The organism is Haematobacter missouriensis (assembly GCF_000740775.1).
GTDB lineage: Bacteria > Pseudomonadota > Alphaproteobacteria > Rhodobacterales > Rhodobacteraceae > Haematobacter > Haematobacter missouriensis.
In genome coordinates this window covers 118,220-129,470 of sequence record NZ_JFGS01000011.1, presented here as the reverse complement: position 1 = coordinate 129,470, position 11,251 = coordinate 118,220, and the positions used below count along the sequence as shown (strand labels likewise).

General features: G+C 65.5%; 9 protein-coding genes and 1 pseudogene. 9 read left to right on the top strand and 1 reads right to left on the bottom strand.

Translation table 11 applies throughout. The annotated features are described in order from the left end of the window. From CG51_RS09265 to CG51_RS09230, 8 genes and pseudogenes are all read left to right on the top strand, one after another. Positions 1-273 (top strand): annotated as a pseudogene (locus CG51_RS09265) (sulfate ABC transporter permease subunit CysW); the annotation flags it as partial. A 10-nt stretch (positions 274-283) separates the two neighbouring features. Next, the gene (locus tag CG51_RS09260) at positions 284-1,003 is read left to right on the top strand and encodes a sulfate/molybdate ABC transporter ATP-binding protein (RefSeq protein WP_035744199.1); all 720 of its coding nucleotides are present in this window, start codon (positions 284-286) and stop codon (positions 1,001-1,003) included. A 63-nt stretch (positions 1,004-1,066) separates the two neighbouring features. Further along, positions 1,067-1,753 carry a fumarylacetoacetate hydrolase family protein gene (locus CG51_RS09255; protein ID WP_035744160.1) on the top strand — a complete coding sequence of 229 codons (687 nt, stop codon included), beginning with the start codon at positions 1,067-1,069 and terminating at the stop codon, positions 1,751-1,753. A 62-nt stretch (positions 1,754-1,815) separates the two neighbouring features. After that, positions 1,816-2,637, top strand: a complete 822-nt coding sequence (locus tag CG51_RS09250; protein WP_035744158.1) for a flagellar motor protein MotB — start codon at positions 1,816-1,818, stop codon at positions 2,635-2,637. 80 nt (positions 2,638-2,717) lie between these two features. Next, complete coding sequence (locus tag CG51_RS09245; protein WP_035744156.1) at positions 2,718-4,019, top strand: flagellar hook protein FlgE; 1,302 nt, start codon at positions 2,718-2,720, stop codon at positions 4,017-4,019. Between the two features lie 5 nt (positions 4,020-4,024). Continuing rightward, on the top strand, positions 4,025-5,425 hold the full coding sequence (gene flgK / locus CG51_RS09240; RefSeq protein ID WP_035744155.1) for a flagellar hook-associated protein FlgK: 1,401 nt from the start codon (positions 4,025-4,027) through the stop codon (positions 5,423-5,425). After that, positions 5,425-6,417, top strand: coding sequence for a flagellin (locus CG51_RS09235; RefSeq protein ID WP_084695122.1), 993 nt, complete (start codon positions 5,425-5,427; stop codon positions 6,415-6,417). The genes flgK and CG51_RS09235 overlap by 1 nt, the downstream gene beginning before the upstream one ends. Beyond that, a complete protein-coding gene (locus CG51_RS09230; protein ID WP_035744152.1) occupies positions 6,414-7,517 on the top strand; it encodes a flagellar basal body P-ring protein FlgI in 1,104 nt (367 codons plus the stop codon). Before CG51_RS09235 ends, CG51_RS09230 begins: the two co-directional genes overlap by 4 nt. 38 nt (positions 7,518-7,555) lie before the next feature. Here CG51_RS09230 and CG51_RS09225 read toward each other — a convergent pair whose 3' ends face one another. Continuing rightward, entirely contained in the window at positions 7,556-9,682 is a 2,127-nt protein-coding gene (locus CG51_RS09225; RefSeq protein ID WP_084695121.1) for a ComEC/Rec2 family competence protein, read from the bottom strand. Positions 9,683-9,781: 99 nt separating this feature from the next. Between CG51_RS09225 and gltX the strand changes: the two genes are divergently transcribed. Continuing rightward, positions 9,782-11,188 (top strand): glutamate--tRNA ligase, encoded by a 1,407-nt coding sequence (gltX, locus tag CG51_RS09220; RefSeq protein WP_035744149.1) that lies wholly within the window; start codon positions 9,782-9,784, stop codon positions 11,186-11,188. Positions 11,189-11,251 lie beyond the last annotated feature (63 nt).

Below are 11,251 nucleotides of genomic sequence, written 5' to 3'. Positions count from 1 at the left end.
CCGAACATCCGCTGGGCGCTGCTCTACGGCGTGCTGCTCTGCAATGCCCGTGCGATGGGGGAGTTCGGCGCGGTAGCCGTCGTCTCCGGCAAGATCCGGGGCCAGACCGCCACGATGCCGATCACCATCGAGATGCTCTACAACGAATACCTGTCGGTCGCGGCCTTCTCCATGGCGGCGCTGCTCACCCTTCTTGCGCTTCTCACCCTTGCGCTCAAATCCTTCCTGGAGTGGCGTTATGCCGATCAGCTCGCCGCTACGCTCCGCCATTGAGAGGCCGATCATGCATATCGAGATCGACGAAATCGCCAAGACCTTTGACGGAACGACGGCGCTGCATCCCGTCAGCCTCTCCATTCCGACGGGGGCGCTGGTGGCGCTTCTGGGGCCGTCCGGCTCCGGCAAGACCACGCTCCTGCGCATTCTGGGCGGGCTGGAATACCCGACCTCGGGCCGCGTGCTGTTCGACGGGGTGGATGCGACGGGGCTTTCGGTGCAGGAGCGGCGCGCGGGCTTCGTCTTCCAGTCCTACGCGCTTTTCCGCCACATGTCGGTGTTCGAGAACATCGCCTATGGCCTGCGCGCCCGCCCCCGCAAGACCCGGCCCTCCAACGAGGAAATCCGTCGGCGCGTGACGAAGCTGCTGGAACTGATCCAGCTTCCCGACATCGGCAAACGCTACCCGAGCCAGCTCTCGGGCGGCCAGCGGCAGCGGGTGGCGCTGGCGCGTGCGCTGGCCATCGAGCCGCGGATGCTGCTGCTGGACGAGCCCTTCGGCGCGCTGGACGCCCGTGTCCGCCGGGAGCTCCGCCATGGATTGCGCGAGATCCACGACGCGACCGGCGTCACCTCCGTCTTCGTCACCCACGATCAGGAGGAGGCGATGGAACTGGCCGATCTTGTCGTCGTCATGTCCATGGGCCGGATCGAGCAGATCGGCCGCCCCGGCGACATTCGCGCCCGTCCCGCCACACCGTTCGTCAAGGACTTCCTCTCCGTCTGACGCCGCTCTGGCGCGCCGGGGTCGATGGGGCTACCAACGGCTTGCAACCGACCGGAGTCCCTCATGCCCGACACCTACGTGATCCCAGCGCCGCGCCCCGCGACCCTTCCCGTCGCGGGGGAGACCGCGCTTTTCCCCGTCCGCCGCGTCTATTGCGTCGGGCGCAACTATGCCGAACACGCGCGCGAAATGGGCCATTCCGGCAAGGAGCCGCCGTTCTTCTTCCAGAAGAATCCCGACAACCTGACGACGGAAGGCGTCTTCCCCTATCCCTCCCGCACCGCCGACCTGCACCATGAAGTCGAACTGGTCGTCGCTCTGGCGAAGGGCGGGCGCGACATCCCCGCGGTCGAGGCGCTGGATCACGTCTATGGCTATGGCATCGGCCTCGACATGACCCGCCGAGACCTTCAGGCGGAGGCAAAGAAGGCCGGTCGCCCATGGGAGGCGGCAAAGGCCGCGGACTACTCCGCGCCGGTATCCCCCCTTCATCCCGTGGCCGAGGTCGGCCACCCGGACCACGGCGCCATCACGCTGACGGTGGATGGAGAGCTTCGCCAGTCCGGCGATCTGGCCGATCAGATCTGGTCCGTGGCCGATGTGATCGCGCATCTGTCCGGTCTCTTCGAACTGGCTCCCGGTGATCTCATCATGACGGGCACGCCGGCTGGCGTCGGTGCCGTGCAGCGGGGCCAAGTGATGATCGCTGCCATCGAAGGCCTGGGCGTACTGGAAGTCCGCGTCGTCTGATCGCTCCGTTAGCGCCTCCTTAACCCGGCGGGGCTAGTCTCTCCGGGTCAGGGAGGCGAGCCATGCAGAACGACAAGCGCCCGATCATCATCAAGCGCAGAAAAATCGTCGCCGGGGGTCACCACGGCGGCGCCTGGAAGGTGGCCTATGCGGATTTCGTGACCGCGATGATGGCTTTCTTCATGCTCATGTGGCTGCTCAATGCGACGACGGAGAAGCAGCGCAAAGGCATCGCGGACTATTTCAACCCGACCATTCCCGTCAATCGCGTCTCCGGCGGCGGGAACGGCGCCTTCGGCGGAGACAGCATATTTTCCGAGGATACGCTGGCTCACAACGGCACCGGCGCGTCCCAAAGCCGCGCGATGCGCGAGCGGCAGGCGCGCGGCGTCAGCGGTGTGACGCTGGACGCGGATATTCAGCGCGCGCGAGAGGGCATGGAGGCGCTGCTTCAGGGCCGCACCGGCGACAGCCTCACCCTCCGAAGCAAGCTCGTCCACCTCGCCACGCGTGTCAGCGACGAGGGGCTGATCGTGGAGCTTTTCGACACGGACGGCGCCGCGCTGTTCGAGCCGGAGTCCGCCGCACCGACCCCCCTCCTGCGCGATCTCACCGGCGTCGTGGCCTCCGTCTATATGCAATCGAGCAATCCTGTCGCGGTGGAGGCACATGTGCGCAGCTATCCCCTGCCGCTCGCGCGGAACCCCGTCTGGGACCTGACGACGACCCGCGCCGACGCCGCACGCCGCCTGATGGAGGAGGCGGGCTTTCCAGCCGCACGTCTGCAACGGGTAACGGGCCATGCGGATCGTCGCCCCGCTGCCGCAGATCGGGCCTCCCCCCGGAACAACAGGGTAGAGGTCATCCTTCTTCGCAAAAAATGACATGCGTTAGCGGGTTCTTAAGCCCCTGAAAGCAAAAGTCGGACAACGACATCCGAATCCGAACCTCGAAAGGCATCAGAATGTCCATATCCTCCTCACTCAACGCGGGCGTGGCCGGGCTCAACGCGAATGCCGTGCGGCTCGCGACGATCTCGGACAATATCGCGAACTCCGGCACCTACGGCTACAAGCGGGCGGAGGCGGATTTCCTCTCCATGGTCATCGGCTCCGGCACGGCGGGCGCGGCCAGCTTTTCCGCCGGGGGCGTTCGCGCGACGACCGGACGCGTGGTCGATCAGCGGGGTGGCCTCGTCGGGACGTCCAACGCCACCGACATCGCAGTGAGCGGCCGCGGCTTCCTGCCCGTTTCCTCCACTGCCTCCATCGGGTCGGGCGACACACCCTTGATGCTTGCCACCACAGGCTCGTTCCGTGCAGACCAGAACGGGTATCTCACGACGAGCTCGGGCCTCGTCCTGCTCGGCTGGCCGGCCAATCCCGACGGGACGATCCCCACGTATCCGCGGGATTCGGAAGCCGCGCTTCAGCCGATTCAGATCACGGCCAACCAGTATGTCGGCAACCCGACGAAGAACATCACCCTCGGCGCCAACCTGCCCGCCACCGCAACCGGCCCCGGGGCGAGCGGGGAACCTTATGAGATGTCGGTCGAATACTTCGGCAACCTCGGCACCACGGAGGGGCTGAAAGTCACCTATACCCCCTCCACCACCACGCCGAACCAGTGGACGATGACGGTCCATGACGAGGCGAGCGGAGCGGATATCGGCATTTTCGAACTGACCTTCGACGATACGGCGGCCAAGGGTGGCACCCTTGCCTCAGTCGCCGTGACGGGCGGCGTGAACACGCCCGGTTACGATGCGGCGACGGGCAAGCTCAACCTGACGACGGCAAGCGGCAGCATCGCCATCGGGATCGGCACTCTCGGCTCGAACAGCGGGCTAACCCAACTGTCGGACACGTTCGCAACCCGCCCCAGCGAGAAAGACGGCTCTCCGGTCGGCAACCTCTCCTCCGTCGAATTCACCGCCGACGGCAGGCTGAATGCGATCTACGACAACGGCAGTACCCGCACGATCTATCAGGTGCCCGTCATCGACGTTCCCAACCCGAACGGCCTGCAGGCGGGCAGCAACCAGACATTCCGACTGTCTTCGCAAAGTGGTCCGATGTTTCTCTGGGACGCGGGCAAAGGGCCGGTCGGTGGCGTGACAGGCTTTGCCCGGGAAGAGTCGGCTACGGATGTCGCAAGCGAGTTGACGCAGCTCATCCAAACCCAGCGCGCCTATTCTTCGAACGCCAAGGTCATTCAGACCGTGGATGAGATGCTGCAGGAAACCACGAACATCAAGCGGTAGACCCGATGAGCATTTCACAGGCTCTTTCAAATGCCGCGAGCGGGCTTTCCGTCGTCGGTCGCACGACGAGCGTGGTGTCGGCCAACCTCGCGAACAGCCTGACCCCGGGTTACAGCCGGCAGGAGGTCGTCGTCTCGAACATCGCCGGCAATGCCGGAACCGGCGTCAGGGTCACGGCCGTCCTGCGGGACGTGGACCCTGCGCTGACGCTCCAAAGGCTTAAGGCTCAGTCTGAGGCCGCGGGAACGGGGGTGGAAGCCGCCTTTCTGAAGGCGTTGGAGGACAGCATCGGCACCAGCGACTCCGGCGATTCGCTCTCTGCCCGGCTCGCACGGCTTGGCGCCTCCCTGACCATGGCATCCAGCGTGCCCTCCTCCGAAAGCCGGCTGGCCGATGTGCTGTCGGCGGCAAAGGCCCTCGCCGAGAAGATCAACGGCATCGGACAGGCTGCGCAGGAGGCACGTGCTACCGCTGACCAGAAGCTCGCAGCAGATGTCGGGATGGTGAATGCCAACCTGTCGCGCATCGACGAATTGAACCGTGCCGTCGTTGCCGGGGCTGCCCGCGGCAGTGATATCAACACCCTTCTCGATGAGCGCCAAAGGCTCGTTGATGGTATCGCCGATGCTCTTCCGGTGCGCCAGACACTGCAGGATGACGGCCGTATATCGCTTCACCTCAGCGACGGAACGACCCTGTTGGAAGGCTCACGGGTCGCGAAGCTGGGCTTCTCGTCCGCAGGGGATGTAACGCCTGCTACGACGGTCGAAAACGGCCTCCTCTCCGGCGTCACACTGGACGGGAAGCCCCTGTCCCTCGGTGCGGGAGGCCGGGTCGGCGAGGGTAGGATCGCGGCGCAGCTGACCATCCGCGATCAACTCGCCCCCGCGTTGCAAAGTGAGGCGGACGCGCTTGCAGGTGATCTGATCGCTCGATTCGATGCCGCCGCAAAGACACTCGCGCCGGATGGCGAGGGTCTTTTTCGGGATGCTTCCGGCACCGGCGGCGCAGGGCTGGCGGGCCGGCTGGTCATCGCCGCTGATTACGATCCCGATCAGGGAGGGGCGCTGTGGCGCATCCGGAACGGCGCAGGCACCACGACAGAACGGCCGGGTGACGCAGGCGGGCTTATTGCTCTCTCAACCGCGATGGAAAAAGAAAAGCCGCTGACGGAAAGTGCCGCCGCTCTTCTCTCCGGCGTGGCTACCCGGCGTCTGTCAGTGGAGATGGAGGCGAGCTTCAGAACGGCGCGAAGTGACCAGCTCCGCAGCGCCGAAGCCGCGCGTGGCGTCAACTCCGATGAGGAGATGCAAAAGCTGCTCCTCATGGAGCAGGCATTTGCGGCCAATGCACGTGTCCTTCAGGCCGCCGACGAGATGATGAAAACGCTGCTGGGGATACGCTGATGACAAGTGGAATGGGAATCGGGGATCTGGCCCGCAGCCTTGCCTTGCGAAAATCCACGGGAGCGACACAGAAAGCGCTTTCACGCGCCATGCAGGAGGCGACAACCGGGGCTCCGATCGACAGGTCCGCGCGCCTTGGGGGAGACCACCGCCTGGACAGCCGCCTGAACACCAGATTGGCGAGCCTTGCCGCCTGGCGAACAACGGCGACAGAGGCCGCGCTTTCAGCCGCCGCAATGCAGGAATCGCTGACTTCTCTGAAGGAATCTCTGGAATCCGGCAGGCAGTCCGCCATCCTTGCGTCGAGCACGGAAGACCCCGCATCGCAACGCGCGGTCGCGAACGATCTTCACGCGCGTTTCGGCGCTGCCGTATCGACCATCAACATGCAGTCCTCCGGTCAGCCCGTATTCGGCGGCGCGGCGGCGTCAGGCCCTGCGATCAAGGAGGCGGCAGCAATTCTCGCGGGTCTCGCGGACGCCATCTCGGCATCGGGAGCACAGACGCCGTCAGACATAGCGGAGACGGTGTCCGGCTGGTTCGACACGCCCGCCAATTACTACCTCGGCGACAGCCAGGCCCGAAGCCCGGTGCAGATCGGCGCGGGAGAGGCGGTCAGCCTGTCTCTGCGTGCAGATGCTCCAGTCTTCCGGCAAACATTGGAAGCCCTTGCTCTCGGCGCGCTCTCCGCCTCCCTGCCCGATGCCCAGAGGGGTACGATGATCGGTCTCGCCGCACTTCGCATGTCGGAAGCGACGGACGGCGTCGTGGCCGCGGCAGCGGACCTTGGCACGACAGAGGCCCGCATCGACGCAGTGCGCACGCGGAACTCGGCAGAAGAAACGGCCACGAAAGCGCGTTTGGTGGAGATCGCCGGCGTAGACCCGTATGATGCCGCGATCGACCTCGATGCCACTCAGAAGCAACTTGAACTGCTTTACGAGCTTACAGGCCGCCTTTCCTCGCTCACACTGACGAATTATCTGCGATGATCCGTTTCTTCGCCTTTCTACTGGCTGGTCTGATCCTCTCCCTGTCTGCAACCGCGGGGCCGATCCGCATCAAGGATCTCGTGGAGTTCGACGGCGTCCGCGGCAATGATCTCGTCGGCTACGGGTTGGTTGTCGGGCTCAACGGGACTGGAGACGGGCTTAGAAACTCGCCCTTCACCGAAGAGATCATGACCAATATTCTCGAACGGCTTGGCGTGAACGTGACGGGTGAACAATTTCGCCCCAAGAATGTCGCAGCGGTATTGGTAACCGCAGAGCTCCCACCTTTTGCGCGGGCGGGGGGGCGGATTGATGTCACCGTCTCGACCATCGGGGATGCAAAAAGCCTTCTGGGCGGAACACTGGTGATGACGCCGCTGAACGGAGCGGATGGGCAGATCTACGCCGTCGCGCAGGGAACCATCATAGCCGGCGGAACGGTCGCGGCAGGTCAGGCCGCCAGCGTGACCGAGGGCGTCCCGACGGCCGGCAGCATCCCGGGGGGCGGTCGCGTGGAACGGGAGATCGGCTTCGAACTGGGCGATCTGGAGGCTCTCCGCCTCGCGCTGCGCGCGCCCGATTTCACAACAGCTGCGCGGATTGAGGCGGCAATCAACGGCGACTTCGGTCGGCCGGTGGCCCGAATGCTGGATTCGGGCACGGTCGCGCTGGATATCGCCGGGACGCGAATGGCATCGGCCGCACATGCGTTGACCCGCATCGAAGCGCTGATGGTGGAACCGCAGCAGCGCGCGCGCGTCGTCGTTGATCAACGCTCCGGCACTATAGTGATGGGGCAGGATGTCCGCATCTCCCGCGTCGCTGTCGCGCAGGGCAATTTGACGCTGCGGGTGGAGGAAGCCCCCCTGGTGGTGCAGCCCAACCCGTTCGCACGGGGCGAGACGGTGATCGTGCCGCGGTCCTCCGCCTCGATAGAGGAGCAACCGGGTGTCGGGCTGGCAGAGGTTTCCGCCTCCACATCGCTATCGGATGTCGTGGCGGGCCTCAATGCGTTGGGGGTCGGTCCGCGGGACATGATCGACATCCTGAAGAGCATCAATGCAGCAGGGGCGCTGCACGCAGAATTGCTGGTCAAATAGAGAGCGCCGAAAGCGGTGAGCGTTGGCGGCTCAATGGTTTACGGGCGGGTCCAAAGACGTTCTCCGCTCGCTTCGACGACACTCAGGATGCGCAGGACGCCTCCCTTTGCGTGAAGCGCCAACGCCCCTGATCGTTCGAGCGCCGCCCCGTCGATGATGTCACACGGCCCTTGCTGCGAAGCGGACATCGCTTTCGGCAAGCGAATGGAGGTAAGGACAATGGTCCCATCGCGGCAATTCTCCCGAACGAGGTCGGCGGCACCCCGCCCGGTGATATGGACGAGCTCCCGATCCGCGGCACGATACCGGACGACACTCCCGTCACGCACCATACCCGGTCGCCGCGCGGCGACTTCGGCATTTGCGAGATCGCCATCCCGCTGCAGCCAGCCGGTAACCGCAAAAGCATCGCCCCGCCCGCGCGACAGCGCCCGACCTTCGGCGGTGAGGAGGCCGGAGACGGCACCGCTCTCCGAAATCAGTACGAGCGGGCGGGCTGCACCCTGCCAGAAAAGCCAGCCCCCCATCAGCAGGGGCACCATGCCCGCCCATCGTGAAGGTCCAGGCCAGAGGGTGAGCCAGAGGAGGGACACAACAACCAGCGGTAGCGCTCCGGGCGGCGGGATCCGAACAGCGGAAACCACTCCGTCAAGTCCGGCCACCGTCTCCGCCACACGGAGAACGCCCTGCGAGCCCAGCCCGACCAGCCACAGGGGAACCGTCTCAAGCCCCAGCGGCGCGAGCAGCAGCGCAACCACGGCAAACGGCATGACGAGCACGCCCATCAACGGGCTGGCCAGCAGATTGGCGAGCAAGCCATAATTCACCACTCGATTGAAGATCGCCGCAGTGAAAGGCATCGTCGCCCCCCCGGCGACGGAGGAGGAAAAGAGCAGCATGATCGTCCCGTCGCTCCATCTTGGCCAAGGGCGGGTCCTGCCGGAAATCCAGCCGAAGGCGATGACGAGCGCTGCGGTTGCGGCAAAGGACATCTGGAACCCGGCGTTGGTCAGGCTCTCGGGCCGCAGCGTGAGAACGATCACCCCGGCCAGCGCAATGGAGCGGAGCGAAAGGGCGCGCCGGTCACATATCACCGCGATCAGCATGACGGCCACCATGACGAAGGCACGCTCTGTCGCCACATCCCGCCCCGCCAGGGCGAGATAGAAAGCGGAGGCGGCAAGCGCGATTGCCGCGGCGATCTTCTTGGTCGGCAGACGCAGCGCCGCTCCCGGCATCAAGGCCAGACCGCGCCGCACAACGGCAAAGATGAAGGCCGCAAGCATGCTCATGTGCATGCCCGAAATCGAAAGCTGGTGAGAGAGGTTGGAATCCCGCATCGCATCGTTCGCGGCAGCAGAAATACCAGAGCGGTCGCCGGTGGTGACGGCCGCCGCGAACCCCCCGGCATCGCCCGGGATATGCGCGCGGATAGCGGCGGAAAGCGTCATGCGGATACGGTCTATGAGCAAGCCGAGATCATTCTGCGAGGGCGCCAGCGTCATCACCGGGGTCCGGCTGTAGCCCACGGCGCCCAGCCGTTCGAACCAGGCGGTGCGGCGGAAATCGAAGCCGCCGGGCTCCGTCGGGCGGCCGGGCGGGGAGAGATGACCGGTGAGCATGACGCGCGTTCCCGGCGCGAGGGCACGCCCCGGCTCCTCCATCAGCGATATGCGCACCCGCTCCGGCGTTCGGCCGGGCGCCACGCGGGCCAGCGTCACCTGATCCAGAGTCAGGCGGAGACGGTCGCTTCCCGAACGGTCGATCTCCACGAGACGCCCCTCGACAGGGCCGTAGTAGCGGAAGGAGAGCACGGGTGCCGCGACCATATGGGAGCGAAGCAGGATCAGCAGGAACCCTGCCAGCACGAGGCAGGGCACCGCCGCCACCGGCCGCCAGCGGTGAGGCCCCCGGAGCCAGAGCGCGGCGGAAGCGGCGCAGAGAATCACCGCCGCCCAGACAAAGACGTGAGACGGCTCCCGGAGAAGCGCCAGATACCACGCGATGCCCAAGCCCAGCAGTACCGGGACGAAGGGGAACAGCCGCCCCCGTGCCCGCGCAAGACCGTCCAACGGAAGGCCCAGAAGCGCCGAAATACGCCAAGAAGCGCCGCCTCCGCTCCGCGTAAAGCCACGTCGGTGCTGTCCCTCGTCCAAGATCGCCATCGCGCGCGGCTTGCCCTCCCCCGGCCGATTGCCTACAGAGACGCCGAAGCCATAACTCAGACATGGTTTCTGAATGGTTAATTCCGAAAGGCCCCGCGCATGTCCGCCGCCCGCCCGGTTGTCACCCGTTTCGCCCCCTCGCCCACCGGTTATCTGCATATCGGCGGTGCGCGGACGGCGCTGTTCAACTGGCTCTATGCCCGCGGGCGCGGGGGCCGGTTCCTGCTCCGTATCGAGGATACGGACCGCGAACGCTCCACGCCCGAGGCGACGGCTGCGATCCTTCGCGGCCTGACGTGGCTCGGCCTCGACTGGGACGGCGATGCCGTGAGCCAGTTCGAGCAGCGCGACCGTCACGCGGAAGTCGCGCATGAGATGATGGCGCGTGACTGCGCCTACCGCTGCTACTCCACGCAGGAGGAGATCGAGGCGTTTCGGGAGGCCGCGCGGGCGGAGGGGCGCTCCACGCTCTTTCTGTCGCCCTGGCGCGATGCCGACCCGGCGACCTGGCCCCAAGGCCCCTATGTCATCCGCCTGAAGGCGCCCCGTGAAGGGACGACCGTCGTGGAGGACGCCGTGCAGGGCGAGGTGACCTTCCGCAACGACCAGCTTGACGACATGGTGCTGCTACGCTCCGATGGCACGCCCACCTACATGCTGGCGGTGGTGGTGGACGATCACGACATGGGCGTGACCCATGTCATTCGCGGTGACGACCACCTGAACAATGCCGCGCGGCAGACGCAGATCTACCGCGCCATGGATTGGGAGGTGCCGGTCTGGGCGCATATCCCGCTCATCCACGGGCCGGACGGAAAGAAGCTCTCCAAGCGTCACGGCGCGCTTGGAGTTGAGGAATATCAGGCCATGGGCTACCCCGCCGCAGGCATGCGCAACTATCTTGCGCGGCTCGGGTGGAGTCATGGCAATGACGAGTTCTTCACCACGGCGCAGGCGCTGGAATGGTTCGACCTTTCGGGGATAGGCCGGGCCCCTGCGCGACTCGATTTCAAGAAGCTGGAGAACATCTGCGGCCAGCATATCGCCGCCACGCCGGACGAAGAACTTGTGCCCGAAATAGAGGCATACCTTGCCGCGGCCGACGAACCGCCCCTGACGGAGAAACAGCGCAGCGGCCTGCTTCAAGCGATGTATGCGCTCAAGGATCGTGCCAAGACCTTTGTCGATCTCATTGAGAAAGCGAGATTTGTTCTGATCGAACATCCGATTTCGCGCGATGATGCCGCAGAAGCCGCACTCACCGATGATGCGCGCGGTATACTTCGGGATACGGCTGTGCTCTTGCGGACCACACCTTGGGAGCGGCATACACTCGAAGCGGCGGTGGCGGAGGTCGCCGGAGCGCGCGGATTGGGGCTGGGCAAGGTTGCCCCGGCCTTGCGTGCGGCTCTGGCGGGGCGCATGCTTTCGCCGAGTGTTTTCGACATGATGCTTGTCATCGGTCGCGAAGAGACGATTTCCCGCCTGGAGGATGCGGCTTCCTGAGCCGCCACCGGGCTTCCAAGACAACCGGCATCCCCGCCGGAGCATGAAAGGGACGAAGATGGC

What these genes read in the sequence shown, in the direction of transcription:
- CG51_RS09255 (WP_035744160.1), top strand. Translation starts at nt 1,067, where the DNA reads ATGCCCGACACCTACGTGATCCCAGCGCCGCGCCCCGCGACCCTTCCC.
- CG51_RS09230 (WP_035744152.1), top strand. Translation starts at nt 6,414, where the DNA reads ATGATCCGTTTCTTCGCCTTTCTACTGGCTGGTCTGATCCTCTCCCTG.
- CG51_RS09235 (WP_084695122.1), top strand. Translation starts at nt 5,425, where the DNA reads ATGACAAGTGGAATGGGAATCGGGGATCTGGCCCGCAGCCTTGCCTTG.
- CG51_RS09245 (WP_035744156.1), top strand. Translation starts at nt 2,718, where the DNA reads ATGTCCATATCCTCCTCACTCAACGCGGGCGTGGCCGGGCTCAACGCG.
- CG51_RS09250 (WP_035744158.1), top strand. Translation starts at nt 1,816, where the DNA reads ATGCAGAACGACAAGCGCCCGATCATCATCAAGCGCAGAAAAATCGTC.
- flgK (WP_035744155.1), top strand. Translation starts at nt 4,025, where the DNA reads ATGAGCATTTCACAGGCTCTTTCAAATGCCGCGAGCGGGCTTTCCGTC.
- CG51_RS09225 (WP_084695121.1), bottom strand. Translation starts at nt 9,682, where the DNA reads ATGGCGATCTTGGACGAGGGACAGCACCGACGTGGCTTTACGCGGAGC.
- CG51_RS09260 (WP_035744199.1), top strand. Translation starts at nt 284, where the DNA reads ATGCATATCGAGATCGACGAAATCGCCAAGACCTTTGACGGAACGACG.
- gltX (WP_035744149.1), top strand. Translation starts at nt 9,782, where the DNA reads ATGTCCGCCGCCCGCCCGGTTGTCACCCGTTTCGCCCCCTCGCCCACC.